Genomic DNA, 620 nt, shown 5'->3' with positions numbered 1-620 from the left:
AAACAGGCTCATGAACTGTTGGACCTGCTGACGCCGATCGTCAAATCCTGGCCTTCGGAGTTCTGCCTCAAAGCCAACGAACTGGCGATCCAGATTCTTGGCGGCCACGGCTACACCCGTGAATATCCGGTGGAGCAGTACTACCGCGACAACCGCCTGAACCCGATCCACGAAGGCACCCACGGCATCCAGTCGCTGGATCTGCTTGGGCGCAAACTGGCGCAGAACGGTGGCGCCGGTCTCAAGCAGCTGATTCGATTGATCGCCAACACGGCCGAACGTGCCACTGCGTACGATTCGTTGACCACCCTGCGCGAACCGCTGGAAAAACTCGTGGCCCGCTTGCAAACCGTGACCATCGGCCTGCTCACCGATCTGGCCCAAGGCAAGGTCAACAGCAGCCTGGCGAACTCGGCGTTGTACCTGAAAGTGTTCGGTCACGCAGTGATCGGCTGGCGCTGGCTGGAGCAGGCGATCCGCGCCGAGGAAGGCCTGGCCAAAGGCAATTCGGCGGATGTCGACTTCTATAAGGGCAAGTTGCAGGCGGCGCGGTATTTCCTGACATGGGAAGTGCCGGGTTGCCAGCATGAGCTGGACTTGCTGGAGGCGCGGGATGATAC

At 60.5% G+C, this 620-nt stretch carries 1 protein-coding gene; it reads left to right on the top strand.

The genetic code is table 11. The features are described 5' to 3' along the window. A partial coding sequence (locus J5M56_RS23830) for an acyl-CoA dehydrogenase C-terminal domain-containing protein (protein ID WP_207937924.1) occupies positions 1-620 on the top strand: 620 nt, incomplete at both ends.

Origin of the sequence: Pseudomonas sp. 51_B (assembly GCF_017491595.1) — a bacterium.
GTDB lineage: Bacteria > Pseudomonadota > Gammaproteobacteria > Pseudomonadales > Pseudomonadaceae > Aquipseudomonas > Aquipseudomonas promysalinigenes.
This window is presented reverse-complemented; position numbering and strand designations above follow the sequence as displayed.